14 protein-coding genes and 2 pseudogenes are annotated in these 22,083 nt (G+C 62.1%); 8 read left to right on the top strand and 8 right to left on the bottom strand.

Annotated elements, in window-relative coordinates; genetic code table 11:
• Positions 1-3 precede the first annotated feature (3 nt).
• The 3 genes from tssE to tssB are packed head-to-tail and all read right to left on the bottom strand — an operon-like array spanning position 4 to position 2,422.
• Positions 4-414, bottom strand: a complete 411-nt coding sequence (gene tssE / locus R9B85_RS03630; RefSeq protein WP_423770844.1) for a type VI secretion system baseplate subunit TssE — start codon at positions 412-414, stop codon at positions 4-6.
• Positions 411-1,901, bottom strand: coding sequence for a type VI secretion system contractile sheath large subunit (gene tssC, locus R9B85_RS03625; RefSeq protein ID WP_112252901.1), 1,491 nt, complete (start codon positions 1,899-1,901; stop codon positions 411-413). The genes tssE and tssC overlap by 4 nt, the downstream gene beginning before the upstream one ends.
• 17 nt (positions 1,902-1,918) lie before the next feature.
• Positions 1,919-2,422, bottom strand: coding sequence for a type VI secretion system contractile sheath small subunit (tssB, locus tag R9B85_RS03620; protein WP_112252900.1), 504 nt, complete (start codon positions 2,420-2,422; stop codon positions 1,919-1,921).
• A gap of 298 nt (positions 2,423-2,720) precedes the next feature.
• Between tssB and vasI the strand changes: the two genes are divergently transcribed.
• The 3 genes and pseudogenes from vasI to tssM all read left to right on the top strand — a co-directional run bounded on the left by vasI (position 2,721) and on the right by tssM (position 8,414).
• Complete coding sequence (gene vasI / locus R9B85_RS03615) at positions 2,721-3,353, top strand: type VI secretion system-associated protein VasI (RefSeq protein WP_181457360.1); 633 nt, start codon at positions 2,721-2,723, stop codon at positions 3,351-3,353.
• Positions 3,341-4,809, top strand: a pseudogene (tssA, locus tag R9B85_RS03610) (type VI secretion system protein TssA). Before vasI ends, tssA begins: the two are co-directional and overlap by 13 nt.
• Complete coding sequence (gene tssM, locus R9B85_RS03605) at positions 4,806-8,414, top strand: type VI secretion system membrane subunit TssM (protein WP_423770843.1); 3,609 nt, start codon at positions 4,806-4,808, stop codon at positions 8,412-8,414. Before tssA ends, tssM begins: the two are co-directional and overlap by 4 nt.
• A gap of 30 nt (positions 8,415-8,444) precedes the next feature.
• Here the strand turns inward: tssM and R9B85_RS03600 are convergent, their stop codons facing one another.
• From R9B85_RS03600 to R9B85_RS03580, 5 genes and pseudogenes are all read right to left on the bottom strand, one after another.
• Complete coding sequence (locus R9B85_RS03600; protein ID WP_423771054.1) at positions 8,445-9,584, bottom strand: methyl-accepting chemotaxis protein; 1,140 nt, start codon at positions 9,582-9,584, stop codon at positions 8,445-8,447.
• Between the two features lie 120 nt (positions 9,585-9,704).
• Positions 9,705-10,034, bottom strand: a pseudogene (locus R9B85_RS03595) (PAS domain-containing protein); the annotation flags it as partial.
• The gene (locus R9B85_RS03590; RefSeq protein ID WP_112252896.1) at positions 10,031-12,277 is read right to left on the bottom strand and encodes a putative bifunctional diguanylate cyclase/phosphodiesterase; all 2,247 of its coding nucleotides are present in this window, start codon (positions 12,275-12,277) and stop codon (positions 10,031-10,033) included. The gene R9B85_RS03590 and the pseudogene R9B85_RS03595, both read right to left, overlap by 4 nt.
• Positions 12,278-12,447: 170 nt before the next feature.
• Positions 12,448-12,759: a hypothetical protein gene (locus tag R9B85_RS03585; RefSeq protein ID WP_112252895.1), complete on the bottom strand. Its 312-nt coding sequence runs from the start codon at positions 12,757-12,759 to the stop codon at positions 12,448-12,450.
• A 200-nt stretch (positions 12,760-12,959) separates the two neighbouring features.
• Complete coding sequence (locus R9B85_RS03580) at positions 12,960-15,071, bottom strand: TonB-dependent receptor family protein (protein ID WP_423770842.1); 2,112 nt, start codon at positions 15,069-15,071, stop codon at positions 12,960-12,962.
• A gap of 641 nt (positions 15,072-15,712) precedes the next feature.
• Between R9B85_RS03580 and R9B85_RS03575 the strand changes: the two genes are divergently transcribed.
• The 5 genes from R9B85_RS03575 to R9B85_RS03555 all read left to right on the top strand — a co-directional run bounded on the left by R9B85_RS03575 (position 15,713) and on the right by R9B85_RS03555 (position 22,036).
• A complete protein-coding gene (locus R9B85_RS03575) occupies positions 15,713-17,356 on the top strand; it encodes an ABC transporter substrate-binding protein (RefSeq protein ID WP_112252893.1) in 1,644 nt (547 codons plus the stop codon).
• Positions 17,353-18,285: an ABC transporter permease gene (locus R9B85_RS03570; protein ID WP_112252892.1), complete on the top strand. Its 933-nt coding sequence runs from the start codon at positions 17,353-17,355 to the stop codon at positions 18,283-18,285. The genes R9B85_RS03575 and R9B85_RS03570 overlap by 4 nt, the downstream gene beginning before the upstream one ends.
• Before the next feature lie 21 nt (positions 18,286-18,306).
• Complete coding sequence (locus tag R9B85_RS03565; RefSeq protein WP_423770841.1) at positions 18,307-19,551, top strand: acyl-CoA dehydrogenase; 1,245 nt, start codon at positions 18,307-18,309, stop codon at positions 19,549-19,551.
• Positions 19,552-19,565: 14 nt separating this feature from the next.
• Positions 19,566-20,888: an LLM class flavin-dependent oxidoreductase gene (locus R9B85_RS03560; protein ID WP_112252890.1), complete on the top strand. Its 1,323-nt coding sequence runs from the start codon at positions 19,566-19,568 to the stop codon at positions 20,886-20,888.
• Between the two features lie 92 nt (positions 20,889-20,980).
• Positions 20,981-22,036: an NADP(H)-dependent aldo-keto reductase gene (locus R9B85_RS03555; protein ID WP_423770840.1), complete on the top strand. Its 1,056-nt coding sequence runs from the start codon at positions 20,981-20,983 to the stop codon at positions 22,034-22,036.
• Positions 22,037-22,083 lie beyond the last annotated feature (47 nt).

Genomic DNA, 22,083 nt, shown 5'->3' with positions numbered 1-22,083 from the left:
AGGTCACCTCACTCGGGTGTGGCGGTTATGGCCATTGACCAGCAGCTCCAGTTGCAGCTGCTCCGTGTGGTTGTTGACCTGCACGTGGCAGTCCAGCCTGAAATGCAGTTCCAGCGGGGCATTGCAGTCGGGGACGGCCTTCAGCGCGCGCACGTGCACACGCGGCTCAAAGCGCTGAATGGTGCGGCGAATGTCCGCGCTCACCTGTTTCAGCAGGTCGCCACTGCTAGCGTCGTGCCCGTTGAAGTCACTCAGGCCCAGCTCAGCGCTGCTTTGCGAGCAACCTTGGCGAGCATTGAGCAGCGTTTCCAGGTGGCGCTTGATGGCGGCGAACTTCTGGGTAGCGTTCTCTTGCCTGGACGGCACCCGGCTTGCGAGTTGATCCGCCACCAAACGGTCGAAAAACCCACTCATTGGGTATCAAGACGACCGACCAGGGAGATCTCGAAATTCGCCCCCATGTACTTGAAGTGCGGGCGCACGGCGAGCGAAACCTGATACCAGCCCGGATCACCGGCAACGTCCGACACCTCGACCCTTGCAGCACGCAACGGGCGACGGCTGCGCACATCGGCTGATGGGTTTTCCTGGTCGGCAACGTACTGCTTGATCCATTTGTTCAGCTCGGACTCAAGGTCCTTGCGCTCTTTCCAGCTACCGATCTGCTCGCGCTGCAGCACCTTGATGTAGTGGGCCAGCCGGTTGACGATGAACAGGTAGGGCAATTGGGTGCCAAGCTTGTAGTTGGTCTGCGCTTGCAGGCCTTCCGGGGTCTTGGGGAAGTTCTTCGGTTTCTGTACCGAGTTGGCCGAGAAGAACGCGGCGTTGTCGCTGTCCTTGCGCATGGTCAGGGCGATGAAGCCCTCTTCGGCCAGCTCGAACTCCTTGCGGTCGGAGATCAGTACTTCGGTCGGAATCTTGGCCTGCAACTGGCCCAGTGACTCGTACAGGTGCACCGGCAGGTCCTCGACGGCACCACCCGACTGCGGGCCGATGATGTTCGGGCACCAGCGGTAGCGGGCAAAACTGTCATTGATGCAGCTGGCCAGCAGGAAGGCGGAGTTGCCCCACAGATAGTTGTCGTGCCGCCCGGCGATGTCCTCGTCGTAGGTGAAGCTCTGGACCGGGTTTTCTTGCGGTTGATAGGCAGAGCGGAGCATGAAACGCGGCCCGGTCAGCCCGGCATGACGGGCATCCTCGCTTTCACGGAACGCACGCCACTTGGCATGCCGGGGGCCGGCGAAAATGTCCTTGACCTCCTTCAGGTTGGGCAGCTCTTCAAAGCTGCTCAGATTGAAGAACTCAGGAGAGGGCGCCGCGAGAAAAGGTGCGTGTGCCATGGCACCGACCGAGGCCATGTAACTCAGCAGTTTTATATCGGGAGAAGAGGGGCCGAAGCTGTAGTTGCCAACCATCGCTGCAACGGGTTCACCACCAAATTGGCCATAACCTGCGGTGTAAACATGCTTGTAGATGCCGCTGCAAGTGATATCGGCGGCATTCTCGAAGTCATCGAGCAAGTCATCTTTGCTGACATGCAAGACTTCAAGCTTGATGTTCTCGCGGAAGTCGGTTCGGTCGACCAAAAGTTTGAGGCTGCGCCACGCGGATTCAAGTTGCTGGAACTCGGGTTGATGCAGGATGGCATCCATCTGCTTGCTGAGCACCCGATCCAGTTCAGCGATCATCTGGTCGACGCGATGTTTGTTGATGAGTTGATCAGGGTCATGGCTTTTAAGGATTTCGGCGATAAAAGCAGATACACCCTGGCGAGCGACCTGATAGCCCTCTTGAGTAGGTACCAACTTGGTTTCTGCCATGATCTGGTCGAGCAGGGGGGCGTTGCTCAGTGTTTCGGTTGTTGTTTCAATCGCGACGGTCGTGCTGTTTTGCTTTGGCATGGGGACGCTCCGTTGTCTCAGTCTTCTTTTGGCGCCTCGAGCACCAGGTCAAGTTCTTCTGCCAGTTGTTTGCGCGCCTGTTCGTTAGTCAGCAGCTGCTGCAGTTGCTTGCGGAACGTGGGCACGTTGCCCAGTGGGCCTTTCAGTGCGACCAATGCCTCGCGAAGCTCCAGCAGCTTGTTCAGCTCCGGTACCTGGCGGGCGATGCTGTCTGGCCCGAAATCGTTGATGGACTTGAACTGCAGGTTGACCGCCAGCTCTGCGTCGGTGGCGGTGCTGAGCATGGATGGCACGGACATGGCGAGGCTGACATCGGCGTCGTTCAACACGTTGTTGAAACTGTGTTTGTCGATTCGCATGATCGAACGGTCTTCCAGCGCGCGGGCATCATCCAGGCCGAAATCGCCTAGTACCAACATCTTGTGCGGCAGCTCTACCTCGGCTTGTTCGCCGTCGGTGGCTGGTACGTACTTGATGTTTATGCGCTCTTTGGGTGCAACGGAGCCTGAGCTTTTACTCATGGGTGTCAGCCTTCGTGAAGTTTTGATGTATGTAGGAAGCGTCCTACAAGTTGTGTTTAAATTTAGACTTAATTGGGGTCTCGCTATGTGCGTGTAAAAAACCATGCACCGAAAAAATATTGTGCGTCGAGTGTGAAAATGTAAGGAAATATTTGGTTGTGAATATTGTTTTTTCGGTACTAGCCTTTGTTGCGTTTCGATGCTCCACTATCCAGTAATTGTATTTGATGATTAGTGTTAAAGCGTGACTGGTCAGTCGGGTAGCGCTGTTGCCATATTTGATGAGTGAGTGAAACCAATGATTGTCCGCTATGCATATGGCGTTGGGCTTTCGATGTTGCTCTCCCTGGCGCCAAGTTTGGCAAGCCAGACCAGGGACTGCCCGCAGATAGTCTCCAACGTCGAACGTCTGGCTTGTTTCGACCAGGCCGCTGGCACCCCGGCGCATGTGACGAAACTGCAATGGTCCGCGCCGGAGCAGGATTCGCCCACGCTGCGTCGTGTGATGACCCATGAGGCGGGGCGGTCGCCGGAGGAGCTGACGTTTCGCCTCAAAAAAGGGGATGACGGGCTGATGATCTCGGCGCCTGCAATCGCTACGGTCGCACCGTACCCCTACCTGGTGATCAGTTGTGTGCAGAACATTTCCAGGTTGCAACTGGTTACCGCACACCCCATCGATGCCGGCCGGGTGATGGTGCGATTGCAGGGGGAGCGTGGCTCCACCCTCGCTACTCCCTGGCAGGTGACGGAGAACGGCCAGGTGCTTGACGCTGGCAGGGGCTTGCCGGGCATCGAGCAGATCAAGCCACTGATCGGGGCCCATCGCATTCAGGTCGAGAGCGACAACCCAGCCGTTGATGGGCTGGTTTTCGACGCCCAGGGGCTGGACCCACTCATCGATGAGGCGCGTAAGGCATGTCGCTGGTAGCAGAGGTCACCGCACAGGAAATTGCCCGGTTGCTTGCCCCCATCGACGCGCAGAACCCTGCCGGCCTGTTCGATGTGGAGAACGAAACCTACCAGGCCATCGACCAGGAAATGGTCAAGCTGGGTGGGTTGCAGGAGCCTTCCATCGACTGGGCCTATATCGAAGAAGCGTCCCGCCAGTACCTGGGCCAGGAGTGCAAGCACCTGCGCATCGTCGCCCACCTGGGTGTCGCTTGGCTACGCAGCCAATGCTGGGAGCGCTGGGGTTTTGCCGTCGCACTGCTGGCCGGCATGGTCGAAGTCTATTGGGAAAGCGCATACCCGAAACCGGGCCCCAAAGGGTTCCTCGGCAAGCGCAAGCTGGTTGGCCTGATGCTCAACCGTTTGCTCGTGGCGTTGCCGCGCCTGGACCGCTTCACGTTCAGCCCCGCGCACGCCGCGGCGGCTCAGTGCGCGCTGCAACGTCTGCAACAGCAGCGGGAAGCAGCGCAGCTCGATGAAGCGGCCCTTGGCGAACTGGAGCGCCTGCTACGCAAGCACACGGAACTTTCCAACGGCCTTGCCGAGCCCACCACCGACAAGCCCCCCGCAAAGGGCATCAAGTCTGCGCCCCTGGCCGAGGTCATCGCCACGCCGACGCCCCGTGTGTCGTTGGGCAACGAGCGGGAGTCACGAAGGGCCATGCTGACCATGGCCGAGCTGATCAATCAACAGGACCCTTACGATCCTGCTGGCTACCAGTTGCGTCGGTTCGGCTTGTGGGCGCACATCCAGACGCCGCCTCAAACCAGGCAGGGCAACCGCACGGAGCTGATGGCGGTGCCGCAGGACATTGCCGGGGACTATGAAGATGCCATTGCCGCTACTGCAATCGACGCGGCCCTGCTGCAGCGGATCGAAAAGAGCGTCACGGCTTGCCCCTACTGGATTCGCGGCAGCTTTCTGGCAGCGAGCGCGGCCACGCGGCTGGCGATGGGCGAGGTGGCTGAGGCCATTCGCGCTGCGACCGCGCGGTTCGTGCAGCGCATGCCCGCGCTGCAGCAGTTGTGCTTCAGCGACGGCAAGGTATTTGTCGATGACCAATGTCTGGCGTGGCTCAGGGGGGCACAAGGGCAATCCGATTCGGATGCAGCCTCGCAGGAGTTCGCCACGTTGCGAGAGGAGCTGGCCTGCCAACTGGAAACCAGCGGCGTGGAAGCGGTGTTGCTCAGGCTGCAGGGCATGCAGGCGGACTTCCGCAGCCTGCGTGAGCGCTGCCATACCACTGTGATCGCGGCTGATCTGCTGGCTGCTCGGGGTGTGTCCTGGTTGGCCCAGGACTTGTGCGCAGGCGTTGCTCGAACGATGCAGGAAACCACCGCCAGCGCCTGGGAGCCTGAGGTGTTTCAACGCCTTCAGCAGTACGCGTGCACTGCCCATCAAGGGCTGATTGGAACAAGGAACGGGAGTCACGATGAATCAACTGTGGAAGCATCTTGAACGTTGGGGCTTGCCCCTGGTGGCCCGCATCGGCCTGGCCATGCCGCTGCTGCTCGGGCTGGGTGCCGCATTGATGCTGGTTGCAATCTGGTGGCTCGGCCCGCAATGGGTCTGGCGCGAACAGCAGCCGCTGGCTAGCGTGGCGCATCGCGTTTTGGCCAGCCTAATGCTTGTATTGGTACCGCTTCTCTGCTGGCTTGTGGTACTGCGCAGGCGTTTTCGCCGTTTGCAGGCCGAACGCAAGCAGGCGGTGGACGCTGAACTGGACAAGGTGTTGCCTTTCGTCCAGGCCCAAGAGAAAGCCTTGGACCAAGGGCTGGCACGCTATCTGGACAATGCGGGTGGCAGGCGTGCCTTGTACCGACTGCCGTGGTATCTGGTGGTGGGCGACCAACAGGCCGGCAAGACCAGCTTCATCGACCGTACCGAACAGAGTTTTTCCCTGACCCGTATCGACAAGGCACAAGCGCGAGGCAGGCAAGCGCAGGAGCTGGCTTATCCGATAGGCTGGTGGGTCAGTAACGATGCGGTGATCATCGACCCGCCGGGCGCATTCGTCCGTCAGGACTCGTTGGCAGATTCATCAGCCGAGGAGTCGGACTCGTCGAAAGCACCACCGGCCACCTCGGCCAGGTTGTGGGAACACATGCTGGGCTGGCTTGTGCGTAACCGAAGCCAGAGAGCACTCAACGGTTTGCTGTTGGTTGTTGACCTGCCTGCGCTATTGCATGGCACGCCTGAGCAACGTGTCGCCTTGGCACATATGCTACGCACGCGGCTGTATGAAGTGAGTAGTCAGTCGGGCTCGCGCCTGCCGCTGTATGTGGTACTGGCCAAATTCGATCTGCTGGACGGTTTCGACCAGCTGTACGCTGGCCTTCCCGCCGCCATGCGGGAAAACATGCTGGGCTTCACCTTCAAACTGGATGCGGTCGGCACATTCGATGCCTGGCTGGATGAATATGGCGATCATTACGATCGGTTGATAAGGCAATTGTTTGAGCAGGTAGTGGACCGGCTCGATGTATTGAGCGGTGCGCCATTGCGTGTTCGCTTGTTCTCGTTGCATGCCCAGTTGATCGGGCTGCGTCCGATACTGCTGGCCTTCCTGAAAGAAACCCTCGCAAGTGACCGCTTCACCACGCCTGCCTTGGTACGTGGCGTGTACTGGTCTTCGGTCTTGCAGCAGGGCGACATGCTCAATGCATTCGTGCGTGAGGCGGCACAGCCGTACAAGACCGAGTTTCCGCTGCGTGAAGGCAAGGCGCAGGGGCAGGCGCTGGTCTACTTCATTCAGCACGCCTTCCGGCGAGTCATCTACCAGGAGGCCGGCCTTGCCGGGGACAACATCAAGGTAGCGCGCGGCAAACGTCGGTTGCTTTGGGTTGGTTCTGCAGTAGGCGTGCTGGCCTTCAGTGTCGCCATCGCCAGTTGGCAACGCTACTTCGACATCAATGGCGCCAAGGCCGCCAATGTGCTCGCCAAGAGTAGAGAGTACAGTCATCACGAAGTGGACCAGCGTCTGGACCCCACCGGGCGCAACCTGCTGGAGCCGCTGGACCAGATCCGCGATGCCGTGTCGGTGTTTGGCAACTATCGTGCCGCGTGGCCGGGTGTTTCCGACCTTGGCTTGTATCAGGGGCGCGCCATTGGCCCCCGCGTCGACGAGGCCTACCTGAGCTTGCTCTCCAGGCGCTTCCTGCCAGCCTTGGCCAGTGGTGTGATCGATGCCATGGACGCCGCGCCGCCGGGAAGCGAACAGCAGATGGCCGCTCTTCGGGTATATCGAATGCTGGAGGACCGCCAGAGCCGCCGACCCGAATGGGTCGAAGACTGGATGGCCCGCCAGTGGCAACATAAGTTCCCCGGGCAGGGGCAATTGCAACGCGACCTCATGCGGCACCTGAAGTATGCCTTGACCTATGCCGATACCGACCTTCCGCAGTACAGCCAGCGTTTGGCACAGGTGCAGCAGGTGCTGCGCAAGGTACCACTGCCAGAGCGGGTCTACGCGAGCCTGAAACAACAGGCTGGCGAGCAGTTGAATGCCGGCCTGGACCTGCGCCATCAGGTGGGGCCAGCGTTCGATGTGGTGTATCAGTCCTCTCCCGGCCTCAGGCAGGGCGATGGTGTCCTGATAGCGCCAATGCTCACCGCCAAGGGTTTCAAAGAGTATTTCGAGCCACGTAGCCAGCGGTTTGCAGATATGGCGATGATCGACCAGTGGGCACTTGGAGAGCGCGATCAGCTCGATTACTCGGATGCCGACCGGGAGGCGCTGGGCGAACGCCTACGTAACCTGTACAGCGCCGATTTCATTGACAGTTGGCGTCGAGCCTTGAACGCCTTCTCGGTGGCCGACTTCCGCGACCTGGATCATGGTGTCGCGATCCTGCAGCAGTTGACCGGGCCAGCAGCACCCCTGCATCGGTTGTTGGACACAGTGAGGGACAACACTTCGCTTTCATCAGCCGTTGTCGCTGAGGCACCCGGGGAGGTCGAAGCGTTGCGACCGACAAGTGGCAGGCCTGATCAACAACAGGCCTGGGCCATACAGCGCGCATTTGCCGGGCTGAGTGCCATGCTGCAGGCAACCGGTGAGAAACCCAGCTACTACGACGAGACTCTCGGTGCCATCGCGGCCGTGCACGACTATGCCAAGGCGGTGCAAGACAGCCCCGACCGAGGCAAGGCCGCACTGCAGGCCGTGCATCAGCGATTCTCGATGACAGGGCAAGACCCCATCGGCACCCTGCAGCGGGTGGCCACCGGCTTACCGGAACCGATCAACCACCAGATCAGAAAGATCGCCGATCAAACAGCACAAGTGCTGAATGTCGAAGCCCTGCGCGAATTGGAGCGACGCTGGGACGCCGAGGTGTACAGCTTCTTCCAGCAGCGCCTGGCAGGGCGTTACCCCTTCGTGGTGAAAGCTCCCGACGCTTCGCTGGATGACTTTGAAGCCTTCTTCGGGCCGAAGGGGCGGCTGCAGCAGTTTCATGATCAATACCTGAAGGTGTTCCTGAAGGATAACCTCGAAGCCCTGCAGGCCGGCCAGCAGGGGCAGTCACTTATCCGCAGTGATGTGCTCGAACAGCTGGAGCGGGCAGATCGTATCCGCGAGACCTTCTTTGATCAGCGCGGCAACCTGAGTGTGCAGTTCAGCATCGAGCCCTTGGGCCTGAGTGCCAACCAGCGTACAAGCTTGCTGGACCTGGACGGTCAATTGATTCCCTACACCCATGGCCCGCGCCAGATCACCGGTATTGTCTGGCCCAATACCTTGGGGCAGCAGGTGCGCAGTAACCTGACCTTGCTCCGGCAGAACGGAAACAGCAGCAGCCTTGAGTACCGTGGCCCCTGGTCGATGTTCCGCTTGCTCAGCCGTGGCTCGCTCAATGGGCGCACGGCGACCAGCGTGGACCTGAGCTTCAGGACCGGCGATGGCGTGATGCGCTACAGGCTTAACGCCCAGAAAGCCTTCAACCCTATCACGCAAGAGCCTTTCAAAGGTTTCCAGTTGCCACGAGGGTTGTTGCAGAAGTCGCCAAAGCTGGGGCCGACCACGCAGGCCGGCTTGTGAGGGTTGGCTTGAGAATAAGGTGCGAACCCGTCACCCGTGGCGCTGGCGCCCCCAAAGCTGCGCCGACAGCAGTTGCAGGCGCTCGGCCAGCTTGGCGACGTGGGCGGCAGTGGTGCGACTCTGGTTGCTGGCAAGCACGCTTTTCTGGGTGGTTTGACTGATATCGGCCAGGTTGCACTGGATGCTGTCACCCACCGCGCTCTGCTCCTCTACTGCGGCAGCGATCTGCACACTCATGCCGCTTATCTCATCGACGCGCTGGGTGATCCCGTCCAGCGCCCGGGCAGCCAGCAGTGCCTGTTCGACGCTGACCTCGGCCTTGCTGTGACTGCGCTGCATCGCCAGCACGGCATTACCCGTGGAGCGGCGCAAGGTTTCGATGGTGCCCTGGATGTGGGCGGTGGATTGCTGAGTCCGTGAAGCCAGCCCGCGCACCTCGTCGGCGACCACGGCGAAACCGCGGCCGGCCTCACCGGCGCGGGCAGCCTCGATGGCGGCGTTGAGGGCCAGCAGGTTGGTCTGTTCGGCGATGCTTTGAATGACCTCGAGCACGCGGTCAATTTCATTGCCATGCTGTTCCAGTTGATGAATCACCATGCTGGTCTGTTGCACCTCGCTGGCGAGGCTATCAATGTGCTGGCGGGTCTGCTCGACCAGTTGGTGGCCGCGGTCGGATTCCTGATTGGCCAGGTTCGCGGCGCTGGCAGTGAGCTGAGCGTTGCGCGCCACTTCCTGCACGCTGCTGGCCATCTGGGTTATTGCGCTGGCTACCTGGGCGGTTTCTCCCTGCTGCCGGAGGGTCGCGCAATTGTTGTTGTCCACTGCAGACACGAGCGCTTCGGCTTCCTTGCTCAACTGGCGGGACGAATCGGCAATGCGTCCGACTATTGCCCGGGTCTCGGCTTCGAGCATTTGCAGGGCGAAGTCGATCTGGCCAAATTGGTCGCGGCGGCCACTGTAGAGGATCTGGCTCAGAGGGTTGTCGGCGATCTTCCTGGCTTTGTGCGCAAGGGCGTCGAGGGGGCGCAGGCTGAAGCGCAACAGGCCGCCGAGCAGCAAGCTCGACAGCATCATGGAGAGGGCGGCATGGCTCCAGGCCAACGCGCCCAGCGAGCCCAAGGCAGCAAAGCACAGCAGGTTCACGCCAGTGCTGGCGAGTGCCAGGCGCATGCCCACGGATAGCCGTGACATACGCAGGCAGTTGGCCTTTCTGTCACTACGCAACTGCGCATAGACATGTTCTGCGGCTTGTACCAGCGCTTTGGCCGGTAGCGTGCGAACCGATTGGTATTCCACTGTTTCGCCATTGCGCTGCATCGGCGTGACGTAGGCGCTGACCCAGTAGTGGTCACCATTTTTGCAGCGATTTTTTACCAGCCCCATCCACGAGCGCCCAGCCTTGAGTGTCTGCCACAGATGCGCAAAGGCTTCCGGCGGCATGTCCGGGTGGCGCACGATGTTGTGATTGACGCCAAGCAGTTCGGCTTCACTGAACCCGCTGATGTTGATGAAGTCGGGGTTGACGTAAGTGATGGCGCCCTTGGGGTTGGTTGTCGAAAGAATGTTCGCGTTTGCGCTGAATTCGACGGCACGACCACTGACCGGAAGATTGGTTTTCATTGTTTTTCTCCTGAACTGACTGGTACGCGCCGCGCAACTGCGCTTCCCTCGAAACGGTCCTCTGTGCTGAGCAGGTGTTGTATCTGGGCGGCGGGTTGTGGCCGGCTGAACCAGTAACCTTGGGCGTAGTGGCAGCCTTCACCGACCACGAATTCGAGTTGGGCGGAACTCTCGATGCCTTCAGCCACTACTTCCAGGCCGAGGCTACGGCCGAGAACAATAATCGCCTGGCTGATCGCGCTCTGTTTGTTCTCGTAAGGGACGCCGGTGATGAAGCTCTTGTCGAGCTTGAGGATGTGCAGTGGAAAGCGCGTAAGGTAGCCAAGCGAGGAGTAACCCGTGCCGAAATCGTCCAGTGCCAGCAGGACACCAAGGCTGGTCAACTCGTGCAGACAGGCCAATGTGTCCATGTCGTCATGCATCAGTTGGCTTTCGGTTATTTCCAGGATCAGGCTGGCGGGAGGCAGGCCGCTTTCTTGCAGGATATCGATCAGCCGGAGGGTGAAGTCGGCCTGTTGCAATTGGGTGCTGGAAATGTTCACCGAGCAGCGCAGGCGCTCATGCCCGGCCAGTTGCCAGGCCCGGGTCTGCTGACAGGCCTGGCGCAGTACCCATTCGCCAACGCGGATGATCTCTCCGGATTCCTCCAGCGCAGGGATGAACTCAAGTGGCGAGATCACACGTTCGCCATGGCGCCACCGCAGTAGCGCTTCGACGCCGGTCACCAGCGGTGTCCCTTGGCCCAGGTGATAGATGGGTTGGTAGTACAGTTCGAATTCATTCTGCTGCAATGCCTGGCCTAGCGCCGACTCCAGTTCCAGATGCTGCTGTGCGGTGTCTTGCAAGGTTTCGTCGTAGTGGGCGAACCGCGCCTTGCCGGCGGACTTGGCTCGGTAGAGGGCAAGGTCGGCAGCCTGCAGGACATCCAGGGCCTTGCCATCGTCGTGCAATGGCGCGATGCCGATGCTGGCGCTGACCACCAGGGTACGGCCGTCCATGTGCAGCGGTCGATGCAGGTTGTCGAGGATGCGTTGGGATATCTGCTCGGCGTCGCGGTCGCAGGTGAGGTCGTGAAGCAGGACGATGAATTCGTCGCCGCCGAAGCGGAACAGTTGGTCCGTGGGGCGCAGCGACTCTTTCAAGCGCGCTGCAACTTCCACCAGCACGCGATCACCGACGTTATGGCCGAGGCTGTCGTTGATCAGCTTGAAGCGGTCCAGATCGATGAACAGCAGCGCCTCGTAGTCACCGCCCTTGCGCTGCTTCCTGAAGGTCTTCTGCATCTGCTCGTCAAGCCGGATACGGTTGGCCAGGCCGGTCAGCGGGTCATGCTGGGCGGTATGCTGGAGGCGCTGCTCGGCATCCTTGCGTGCACTGATATCAGACTGCGAGCCAGCCATGCGCAGCTCGCCAGGGGTGGTCATTTCGGCGACCCCTCGCACCAGGACCCAGATGTAGTCACCGTTGTGCTTGCGGATCCGGTACTCATGGTGAACGGAGGATGTCTGCCCTTGAAGATGGGCATCGATGGCATGGCGAAAATCCGGCAGGTCGTCCGGGTGTACGCGACCGAACCAGCTGGAACTGCTCTCGCCGATGCTATCGCGGCTGAGGCCGAGCATGCTGGCCCAACGCTCCGAAACGTAAAGCCGATCCTGATCGACATGCCAGTCCCACAGCCCGTCGTTGGCACCGCGCAGCGCGCGGGCGAAGCGCGCCTCACTGTCTTCCAGCGCCTTGTGCTGGGCCGCACTGTAAGTATCGATGGCCAGCGTCATGTCGAAGAACACCGCCTTCAACAGGCTTGAATAGAGCGTGGCATCCGGGCTGTCGCCGAACACGCTTTCGAGCATGTCGTCGAGGTACAGGCGATAGCTGCCGAGGTACCACTTCAACTCCAGGCCGATCTGCTGGTGGATCACACCGATGCGCAGGCGGCCGTTGACGTAGGTTTCATCGTAGGGGCCGCCCCACAGGCACTGGTAATACTCAGCCTGGCTCTGCTTCAAGCGGGCGGTGACCTCCGGTGTGCGAAGCAACGCAGACGGCGTGGAGAATTCCGCCAGGTGACGGTACAGATGGTCGACGAAAGCCTGCTGGGACGGGGCCATGTACTGAGCTGCTGCGCCTAGTCGCCTGGCATCTTCGCCGCTCCAGTCAAGAAAACGAAAGCGTTCGACAATCTCGGCGTGATCCAGACGGATACGCTTGAGCAGTTCCTCGAGGTCTTTTGTCACCTTCATTCACATCCCCCGGTGTTGGAGAAGATTCCTTTGTGCTGAACAAAAAAAAGCGCCGTGGCAACAAGTTCTGCTCGAGAACTTGTTGCCACGGCGCTTCGTCTTTCAGGCCTATTATCCTGCTCGGCAAAGCCGGTTCCCGCAGGGCGGAACCTGGTGATGGCACATTTACATCATTGGGGATCTTCCGACAATTTATCCAGCAATGCAACCAAGCGTCGCCGCAGCAAACCCAGTTCGCGGGACTTGAAGGCGTGTCGGGTCTGTGCGAGCACCTCGGTGGCATCCAGCAGTGCAGCCTGTACCTGCCCAGCCGAGCCCAACTGTGTTTCACCGAGCCAGCGACAAAGCGGTACGGCACTGCAATTGTCAGGCGTGCTCAGCACCTCGCAATCAGGTGCGATAGGCGCCAGCAACTGGCGCAACTGATCGGCCAGTTCAAGATTGTTGCAGATAATTCTGGTTGCCTGGTTGGACTGGCTCATCAAACTTCATTCCCGTATGTTCGGTGTGCTGTTTACAACACCGCCCATGGCGTTTGATTGATTCAGGTCAATGCTGAAACCTTTCCATTTACCCTGCGAAGCCCTTCGGCGCGAACAGCGCTCCTCGAAACCGAGCACCGTGGGACGGCGCTCGGTTTCGAATGCACAGCGGACGTGCCATCAAGCGCGTGGCCGCCTGCTCAGTACCTGTATTCGACCCCCACGTATGCACCAATCCCGTCTCCCGGCCAGAACGACGCAGTGTCCTGCCCGCGCGCGTTGTACACCGGCGTCACTGCCGTCACGTATGCCTTGTTCGCCAGGTTCTTCAGGTCCAGCGACACCTTCCAGTTGCCCTTCGGCGCCTCATACCCCAGGTTCGCCCCCCAGATGGTGTACGACGGCGCATACAGGCTGTTGGCGTAGTCCACTGCCGTGCGCGAGGCCGACTGCACGTTGATTCCGGTGTACCAGCCGCTGTGGTCCTGGTACTGCAGTTCGCCCTGGTAGATGTGCTTGGGCACGCCCGGCAGCTGGTTGTCGCCGAACGTGTCGTCATGCCGGTAGTAGAAGTCGTTGTAGGTGTACACCTGACGCCAGCGTACCAGGTCGCCCTGAGGGTTTTCCCAGAGGCGGGTGTTGAGGCCGGCTTCGACCCCCTGGTGGATGGTTGGTGAGGCGTTGAAGGCGCCAGTGACCGCTGCCGACGATGACGTGGCGGGGATGATCTGCACATTCAGCAGCTCGTCGTGGATCCACGAGCGGTACAGGGCCAGGCTGCCATCGAAGATGCCGTGCGAGCCCTTGATTCCGACCTCGAAGGTGTTGGCCTTCTGCTCCACCAACGGGCGGATGTAAGGCAGGGCCGGGCCGGAGCCCGAATATTCCCACGAAGCAGGCGGGTCGATGCTGCGGCTGAAGTTGGTGAATACCTGCAGGTTCGGGCTGAACTCGTAGCGCAGGCCGATGCGCGGGGCGACGCTCCAGTTGTCGTAGTCCACGTGCTGCGGGAAGGTGGTGGTGTTGGGGTTTACCGCGTGGTCGATGTTGATCTTGCGCCGCACGTTGATGAACGACACGCCGCTGGTGAGCCAGAGGTTGTCGACCAGGTTGATATCGTTGCCCAGGGCAATCACCCGGTCGAACGAATCCTTGTAGTTGACCTGCTTGAGCGACAGCTTGTCGTCATTGGCCGAGTTCACCCCGCCACGCAGGTGCTGGGTCGAGGTAAAGGCAATGTTGCTGCGGCTTTCGTGGCCGAACAGGTAGTCGACGCGATCGTAGCCCAACAGCAGGCCGAGGTCGTGCCAGTCCCAGTAACTGGGGTTGCTCGGGCTGCGCGGGTTGTTGGTATGGCGATAGTCGTGATACGACAGGCCGAAGGTCAGCCGTGCATCGTCGTCGAAGGTATAGGTGGTCTTGCTGCCTACCCAGATGCTGCCCGGGCGGCGCGCACCGGCACCGCTGCTCTCGGCGGTGGCGCTGGCACGGCGCGGGTGGTGCAGCGCGGCGTTGAGGGTGGTGGCGCTGGGGTCGTTGTGGGTTTCGTCGCGGTAGCGCAGCAGCAGCCGGGTTTCCAGCTTGGGGCTGAAGCGGTAGCCGGCATTGGCGACGATGCCCGAGCTCTTCGACAGGCTGTAGTCGCGAAAACCCTCGTTGCGGTAGTTGTCGGCCTGCAGGTAGTAGTCCAGGTCGCCCTCGACCCCACCGTAGCTGATGCTCTGCTTCTGGTAGTGGTAGCTACCGGCTTCGGCGCGCACGCGCAGGCCAGGGGCGCTGTAGCCACTGTGGTTGACGAAGTTGACCGCGCCGCCGAGGGTCAGCGCCCCATACTGGAAGGCGTTGGCGCCGCGCAGGATCTCGGTGTAGTTCACGCCGCTGGCATTGAGGAATTCGTAGGGTGTGCCGCCAGGGCCGGTCAGCGGCAGGCCGTCGAACAGGAACTTGATGCCCTCACGGAAATAGCCGGGCGAGGTATTGGCACCGGAGCCGCGGATCGAGATCTTCGCAGCGTCGTTGCCGCCGGTGGACTGCACGAATACCCCGGGCTGGTAACCGAGGGTGTCCTGCAGTGTGGCAGTGCGGCCTTTGGCGACCTCTTCGCTGTCGACCACGCTGGTGCCGCCGGGCACCTCGGCGAGGGCGCTGGCGGCCTGTTGCACTTCGGATTGCTTGGCAGCCTGCACGGTCACCGTGCCCAGGGTTTGCTCAGCGGCCAGTACCGTGACCGGGGCCAGCAGGGCCGTGGCCGCAGTGGCCAGGGCGGCGTGGCGGATGGCCAGGCGCAGTGGATGGGGTTGAATCGCACGCATCGTTGAATTCCTTGCAAGTCATCGTAGGTCCTCGGCGTTCTATGGGAATAGTCAGGCCTGTCGGAATATGTGAGAGCAGTTTCTGTGCCAGCTGGCGAAAGGCCGGAAGTTTGGGGGTGTGGGCAAAGTTTTAGTGTGAAGTGCTGAATAAAACAGCAAATTTTGTTGCGCCCCTGTTGTTTGCGGAACAGTGCAGGTTATATCCAAATATCCGAATGCTATGGCGCAACCTGTGGGAGCAACTGTCTTACTCAATTTCTAAAAGCTGGGCGATCCCTGTGGGAGCGGGCATGCCCGCGAACACCGGCGTAGCCGGTGCCATGCACCGCGTTGGATTCTTCGCGGCTAAAGCCGCTCCCACAGGGGACGCGGGTTGCTTGCAATTTCAGTTATCTGCGCGACAGCGCAGCCCAAAGGGTTGGATGTTGTCAGCGCAACAGGGATGAAACAGTTTGTATGGTTAATGCGTCAGGCGGATTGAACTAACCTCAACGAATGCGCTGTGTTAGCGCTGGCACGACAACTGCAATAGCCCTTCATGTAGCCGTCTATATAAAGGGCCCGTTGTGCAGCTGAATTCTCGATTATTCAATACATGCCTGGTGGCCAGCGCACTGTTGGTTGTCGCCTGCTCACCCGCCATGTCCGCGCAGAGCCAGGCGCCGCTCAAGGGCGAAGCGCTCAGCGAAGTGAACGGCGTGATGCGCTACCCGGCCAGCGATTTCGTCGAGCAGCAACCCGGCAATCGCGGTGGCACGCTGCGCGTGTCGGCGGCGAGCGACGCTGGCAGCTTCGATATCCACGCGCTGTCCAATGGCAACATGCAGTGGATGGGCCGCATCCTGTTCGATTGCCTGGTGTACCAGTCCGAAGACGGCACCCTCACTCCGTGGCTGGCGAAAAGCTGGGACATCAGCGCCGACGGCCTGACCTACACCTTCCACCTGCGTGACGACGTCACTTTCAGCGATGGCGAGCGCTTCAACGCCGAGGCGGTACGGGTCAACCTCGAACACATGCGCGACCCGACGACCAAGTCGCCACTGGCCGCCGCCTATATCGCGCCATACCTGCAGGGGAGGGTGGTCGACGAGTACACATTCGAGGCAACCCTGCGTGCGCCCTATGCGCCGTTTCTCGATGTACTGTCGCAGGCCTGGCTGGGGATGATCTCGCCACGGCAGATCCTCGAGGCGCCGAAGACCATCGCCAGTCAGCCCATCGGCACCGGGCCGTTTGTGTTGACCGGCTGGGTGCGCGACCAGCGTGCCAGCTTTGTTCGCCGCCCGGGGTACAACTGGGCGCCGACGGCGATCAACCACCAGGGCGAGGCGTATCTGGATGGCATCGAGCTGAGCTACGTGCCCGAAGCGATGATCCGCTACACCTCGCTGGAAGCTGCCGACAACGACATGGCCTTGGATGCACCGGCGCAGAATGCCGCGGCGATCCGCGCCAACCCGCAACTGACCCTGCGCAATCGCATTCGCAAGGGCAACCCGTCGCGCAGCATCACCTTCAATGTCGAACGTTCGCCGTTCGATGACGTGCGGGTGCGTCAGGCAGTGGCCAAGGCCATCGACCGTGATGGCCTGGCATGGATTTCCGGTTTCGGCGAATACCTGGCCAAGGGGGACTTCCTTGCCGTGAATACGCCTGGCTATGACCCGGTGGCCCGCGACACCCTGGCCTTCGACCCGGCCGAAGCCGGGCGCTTGCTCGACGCAGCCGGCTGGACCGAGCGTGATGCCGAAGGCTATCGCAGCCGTGCGGGCCAGCGCCTCGGGGCGACCTTGCTGACCTATGACAATCCGGCGTTCCCGGCCAATGTCTCGGTGGCGGCCCAGGCGGACCTGCGCAAGGTCGGCTTCGACCTGCGCATCGAGTTGCTGCCGCTGAGCAAGGTCATGGAGCTGCGTTACCGCGGCAACTTCGACGCCATCGGCGGCGGCTACTGGCACACCAACACGGCCGATGGCCTGTACATCCTCTACCACAGCCAATCCATCCCCAGCACACGAATGATCGGTCAGAACGTCGGCTACTTCCGTGACGCCACCCTTGACCAGCTGCTCGGCGCCGCCCGGCGCAGCACCGACCCGGCGCAACGCCGCGAGCTGTATCGCCAGGCCCAGCAGCGCCTGGGCGAGACAGTGCCGGCTGTGCCTTCAGTGGAAAGCCAGATGCTGCTGGCCTACCGCAATGCGGTCGGCGGCGTGCTGTTCGATGGTTCGCACAATGTTCCCCTGTTCACCAGCGTGTGGCTGGCCAAGGAGCAACCATGAAACTGCTGACGATCTTGCTGCGCCGTCTGCGTGACGGTGTGGTCGTGCTATGGGCAGCGGCCAGCCTGACCTTTCTCGGCATGCAACACAGCGGTGGCGACACCGCCCTGGCGATTCTCGGCGGCCCGGATGCGATGCCGAGCGAAGCGTTGTTGGCGCAGGTGCGCACCGAGTACGGCCTCGACCAACCGCTGTGGGTGCAGTACGGCCACTACCTGGCGCGCCTGGCCAAGGGCGACCTGGGCGAGTCGTACCGGCTGCGCATACCGGTCGGCCAGGCGATTGGCGAGCAGGCCGCCGCGACCCTGGCGCTGGCCAGCAGCGCGGCTGTGCTGGCGGTGCTGCTGGCGGTGGCCTCGGCGCTGCTCACCGCTAACCGCGGGCGGCGTTTGCGGGTGGTGGTGTCGGGCATCGAGCTGTTGCTGTCGTCGGCCCCAAACTTCGTGATCGGCACCGTGCTGCTGCTGGCCTTCGCGTTCCACTTCCATTGGCTGCCGCCGTCCGGGTCTGGCGGTTGGCGCTCGCTGGTACTCCCGAGCCTGGCCCTGGCGCTGCCGATCGCGGCGGTGCTCGCCCAGGTGTTGCGCCAGTCGCTGGAGCAGGTGCTGGAACAACCCTTCATCACCCAGGCCCGTGCACGTGGCATGGGTGATATCGCTGTGCGCCTGCGCCACGCCCTGCGTCATGCCCTGGTGCCGCTGGTGACCCTGGCCGGCTACGTGTTCGCCAGCCTGCTCGGCGGTGCCGTGGTGCTGGAACTGCTGTTTGGCCGCCAAGGCATTGGCCGTTTGATGCTCGACGCTACCGCCAGCAAGGACGTGCCACTGGTGCTCGGCGTCACCCTGCTGGCGGCAGCGATCTACGTGCTGGTCAACCTGCTGGTGGACCTGGCGACCCAGGCCATCGACCCGCGCACCGCACGCGTCTGAATTCACGAAAAAGGAACCATCATGAGCCAAACCACGATTACCGATGCCGAACTGGATGCGCGTTTCGCGCCGGTCTACGCGCGAATTGCCGAAGGCGCGGTGGCCCGCGAACAGCAGCGCACCCTGGCCCATGAGCCGGTGGCCTGGTTGCGCGAGGCCCGCTTCGGCGCCCTGCGCGTGCCGCGCAGCCACGGCGGCTCAGGCGCAACCTTGCCGCAGTTGCTGCGCCAGCTGGTGCGTCTGGGGCAAGCCGACTCCAACCTGCCGCAGATCTTCCGTGCTCACTTCGGCTTCGTCGAGGGGCGGCTGTCGTCCGGTGACGCCGCCTCTCAGGACTACTGGTTCGCTCGCGTGGTCGCCGGTGAGCTGTGGGGCGCGGCCATGGCCGAGCGCACCGACAGTACCGGCAATACCGTGCAGTTGAGCGAAGACGAGGGTGGTTACCGCCTGGACGGCGAAAAGTATTACTGCACGGGCACGCTGTACGCCGATTGGGTGGCGGCAGTGGCCAACCACGGCGACGACTTTGTCAGCCTCGTGGTGCCGACCCGCGCGCCGGGGGTTGAGCGGATCGACGACTGGGACGGCTTCGGCCAGCGCCTGACCGGCAGCGGCACCACCCGTTTCACCCGGGTCAGCGTGCCGCCGCAACATGTGCTGCGCCGTTTCGCCAAGGGCGAGTTGCGCGCCGAGTCGTACCTGACCGCGTTCTACCAGGCGGTGCATCTGGCCACCTTGGCGGGTATCGGCCATGCGGTACTGGCCGATGCCGTAGCGTTCGTCCAGGGCCGTACCCGCGCCTTTGGCGTGCCGGGGCAGTCGCAGCCGGCCGCAGACCCGCGGGTGCAGGCGGTGATCGGCCGCCTGTCGAGCCTGGCCTTCGCTGCCGATGCGCAAGTCACCGCCGTGGGCCAGAGCCTGCAGGCGGTGTTCGAAGCCGGGCAGCACGGCGAGGTGGCCGAGCAGCTTTACACCGACGCCGAGATCCATGCCTTCCAGGCGCAGCAGGTTGGGCTGCCGCAAGTGCTGGAAGCGAGCACCTTATTGTTCGAAGTCGGGGGCGCATCGGCCACCAGCAATGCCCGGCGCCTCGATCGCCACTGGCGCAATGCCCGCACCTTGGCTTCGCACAACCCGGCGATCTACCGCGAGCAGGCGTTGGGCAATTACTACCTCAATGGCATCAGCCCGGCCCAGGCCTGGCGTGCCCTTCATGCCAGCGCCAGCGAAGGGCAGGGCAGCGGCGACGAAGCCAGCGCAGTCTGATCAGGAGAATCGGCATGACTACCAAACAGATGAGCCTGGGCATGAACATCCTCGGCTTCGGTTCGCACTCCGGCGCCTGGCGCCAGGGTGAGGCGGCAATCGACGCCTATATCGACGTCAACTATTACCGCGATATCGCGCGTATTTCCGAACGCGGTTGCCTGGATGCGATCTTCCTTGCCGATGGCCCGGCGTTGCCGCCGGATGTGTCCGCCCAGCCCGGCGGGCGCCTGGAACCGACCGTGCTGCTGACCGCAGTGGCGGCCGCCACCGAGCGCATCGGCGTTATCGCGACCTGCTCCAGCACTTACAACGAACCTTTCAACCTGGCCCGGCGAATTGCCTCGCTGGACCACATCAGCGGCGGCCGCGCAGCCTGGAATGTGGTGACCAATGCCGGTGACGCGGCAGCACAGAACTTCGGCCTGGCTGGCGCGCCGTTGCATGTAGACCGCTACGGGCGGGCTGAGGAGTTCGTCGATGTGACCCTCAAGCTTTGGGACAGCTGGGAGGACGACGCGATCATCGGTGACCGCAGTGCCGGTCGTTTTGCCGACCCGGGCAAAGTCCACACCCTGGATTTCAAGGGCAAGCACTTTCAGGTCAAGGGGCCGCTGAACCTGCCGCGCTCGCCGCAGGGCAGGCCGGTACTGGTGCAGGCCGGCTCTTCCGAAGGTGGCAAGGCACTCGGTTCACGCTATGCCGATGCGATCTTCACCACCCAGACCACCCTCGCCGACGGGCTGGCGTTCTATCGGGAAATGAAGGCACGGGCCAAAGCCTGGGGCCGTGACCCGCAGCACCTGAAGATCATGCCCGGCCTGTCGACCGTGATTGGCAGCACCGAGGCCGAGGCTCATGCACGCTTCGACGAGCTCAATGCCTGGCATGGCGAGCACGGCCTGTTGCAGCAAGTGGCGGGGCGTATCGGCATCGACCCCCGCGAGCTGGACCCCGATGCGCCGTTACCGTGGGAACGGATTGGCGCGGTGGCGGATTTCGAGCGGGGGTCGCAGGGTTTTCTGGAGGCCCAGTTGAACCTGGCGCGCAGCGAGAACCTGACCATTCGCCAGTTGTCGCGGCGGATTCTGGTCGGGCACCGGTTGGCCGTCGGTACCCCGGAACAGGTCGCCGATACCCTGGCCGAGTGGTTCCTGGCGGGGGCGGGGGATGGTTTCAACATCATGCCCGACATGTTCCCGTCGGGTGCTCGGGTATTCGTCGAAGAGGTGGTACCGCTGCTGCAGAAGCGTGGGTTGTTCCGCACCGAATACACCGGCACCACCTTGCGCGAGCACCTGGGGTTGCCCAGGGCCGTGAACCAGTTCACAGCCTAGCGCTGCCCTTGTGGGAGCGGCCTTGCGTCGCGAAAGGGCTGCAAAGCAGCCCCAAAAATTCCAACCCAACACACAATCGACAGGATGCACCCATGCGCTATCGCCCCTTGGGCCACACCAACCTCCAGGTCAGCCTGCTCAGCCTCGGCACCATGACCTGGGGCCACCAGAACAGCGAACAGGATGCTCTTCAGCAACTGGACGCTGCCGTTGCTGCAGGCATCAACTTCATCGACACCGCCGAGATGTATCCCACACCTACCCGCGCTGAAACCTGGACCACCACCGAGCGCTTCATCGGCACCTGGCTGGCGGCCCGTGGCAAGCGCGACAAACTCCTGCTGGCCAGCAAGATCGCCGGCCCGGCCCGTGACCCGGGCGGCCAGGTGCACATCCGCGATGGCCTGTCGCACCACGACCGCAAGAACATCGTCGCCGCCCTGGAGGGCAGCCTGCGCCGCCTGCAGACCGACTACCTGGACCTCTACCAACTGCACTGGCCCGACCGCACCAGCAACTTCTTCGGCATCCGTGAGTACCCCTACGTCGACGACCATCCGCAAACGGCAGCCATCGAAGAAACCCTTGCGGTGCTGGACGAACAGGTCAAGGCCGGCAAGGTGCGCCATATCGGTGTTTCCAACGAGACGCCGTGGGGTGTGGCGCAGTTTCTGCGGCACAGCGAGGACAAAGGCCTGGCACGGATTGCCAGCATCCAGAACCCGTACAGCCTGCTCAACCGCTTGTACGAGAACGGCCTGTCGGAGTTCAGCCATCGCGAAGGGGTCAGCCTGCTGGCCTATTCGCCGCTGGCGTTCGGGGCGTTGACCGGCAAATACCTGAACGGGGCAAGGCCGGAGGGTTCGCGATTGTCGTCGGTGTATCGCACGTTCAATCGCTATGGCAGCGAGGAGGCCAACAACGCGATTGCCAGCTACGTGCGGATTGCCCGGGAGCATGGGCTGAGACCGGCGCAACTGGCCCTGGCTTTCGTCATACGCCAGCCGTTCGTGGCCAGTGCGATTACCGGGCAGACCACCTTGCTGCAACTGCAGGAGAACCTGAGTGCACTGGATGTGCAACTGAGCGATGAAGTACTGGCCGAGATCCAGGCCGTGCACCGGCGTATTCCCAACCCGGCGCCGTAGCCCACATGGCAAGGGCTTCGCCCTTGTTCGCGGCTAAAGCCGCTCCC

Source organism: Pseudomonas sp. NLJ1 (genome assembly GCF_049486705.1).
Classification (GTDB): domain Bacteria; phylum Pseudomonadota; class Gammaproteobacteria; order Pseudomonadales; family Pseudomonadaceae; genus Aquipseudomonas; species Aquipseudomonas inefficax.
Note: the sequence above shows the minus strand (reverse complement) of the source record. Positions and strands in the feature narration are given on the sequence as shown.

What these genes read in the sequence shown, in the direction of transcription:
- tssC (WP_112252901.1), bottom strand. Translation starts at nt 1,901, where the DNA reads ATGCCAAAGCAAAACAGCACGACCGTCGCGATTGAAACAACAACCGAA.
- vasI (WP_181457360.1), top strand. Translation starts at nt 2,721, where the DNA reads ATGATTGTCCGCTATGCATATGGCGTTGGGCTTTCGATGTTGCTCTCC.
- R9B85_RS03585 (WP_112252895.1), bottom strand. Translation starts at nt 12,759, where the DNA reads ATGAGCCAGTCCAACCAGGCAACCAGAATTATCTGCAACAATCTTGAA.
- tssB (WP_112252900.1), bottom strand. Translation starts at nt 2,422, where the DNA reads ATGAGTAAAAGCTCAGGCTCCGTTGCACCCAAAGAGCGCATAAACATC.
- R9B85_RS03580 (WP_423770842.1), bottom strand. Translation starts at nt 15,071, where the DNA reads ATGCGTGCGATTCAACCCCATCCACTGCGCCTGGCCATCCGCCACGCC.
- R9B85_RS03590 (WP_112252896.1), bottom strand. Translation starts at nt 12,277, where the DNA reads ATGAAGGTGACAAAAGACCTCGAGGAACTGCTCAAGCGTATCCGTCTG.
- R9B85_RS03565 (WP_423770841.1), top strand. Translation starts at nt 18,307, where the DNA reads ATGAGCCAAACCACGATTACCGATGCCGAACTGGATGCGCGTTTCGCG.
- R9B85_RS03560 (WP_112252890.1), top strand. Translation starts at nt 19,566, where the DNA reads ATGACTACCAAACAGATGAGCCTGGGCATGAACATCCTCGGCTTCGGT.
- R9B85_RS03570 (WP_112252892.1), top strand. Translation starts at nt 17,353, where the DNA reads ATGAAACTGCTGACGATCTTGCTGCGCCGTCTGCGTGACGGTGTGGTC.
- tssM (WP_423770843.1), top strand. Translation starts at nt 4,806, where the DNA reads ATGAATCAACTGTGGAAGCATCTTGAACGTTGGGGCTTGCCCCTGGTG.
- R9B85_RS03555 (WP_423770840.1), top strand. Translation starts at nt 20,981, where the DNA reads ATGCGCTATCGCCCCTTGGGCCACACCAACCTCCAGGTCAGCCTGCTC.
- R9B85_RS03600 (WP_423771054.1), bottom strand. Translation starts at nt 9,584, where the DNA reads ATGCGCCTGGCACTCGCCAGCACTGGCGTGAACCTGCTGTGCTTTGCT.
- tssE (WP_423770844.1), bottom strand. Translation starts at nt 414, where the DNA reads ATGAGTGGGTTTTTCGACCGTTTGGTGGCGGATCAACTCGCAAGCCGG.
- R9B85_RS03575 (WP_112252893.1), top strand. Translation starts at nt 15,713, where the DNA reads ATGTCCGCGCAGAGCCAGGCGCCGCTCAAGGGCGAAGCGCTCAGCGAA.